General features: G+C 52.1%; 1 pseudogene. It reads left to right on the top strand.

The window, feature by feature from the left end:
- Nucleotides 1–131: 131 nt before the first annotated feature.
- Nucleotides 132–334, top strand: a pseudogene (locus EN845_RS34305) (aminotransferase class III-fold pyridoxal phosphate-dependent enzyme); the annotation flags it as partial.

Genomic DNA, 334 nt, shown 5'->3' with positions numbered 1-334 from the left:
AGGATCCCGGCATCACCAGACCAACGAAAGCTTCGGTATTCTGCTTCAATGTTAAACGGCGAACATCTGCCGCAAACCACTAGCCATTAAACAGCTCTCTTCTTTGAACGACTATGTGCAGAGGACTTGATATGGACACCGACGCTTTCACGGCTCATGAATCTAACGTTCGTCGTTATTGCCGGGCGTTCCCCACCGTCTTTACGAAGGCCCTTGGGGCGACGATCTGGGACGAGACGGGTAAGCCCTTTATCGATTTCCTGGTGGGTTCCGGCGCACTCAATTACGGGCACAACAATCCGGATATTATGGCGCCAGCGATTGAATCTCTCGT

It is taken from the genome of Mesorhizobium sp. M8A.F.Ca.ET.202.01.1.1, assembly GCF_004791595.1.
In the GTDB taxonomy this organism is placed as follows: domain Bacteria; phylum Pseudomonadota; class Alphaproteobacteria; order Rhizobiales; family Rhizobiaceae; genus Mesorhizobium.
This window is presented reverse-complemented; position numbering and strand designations above follow the sequence as displayed.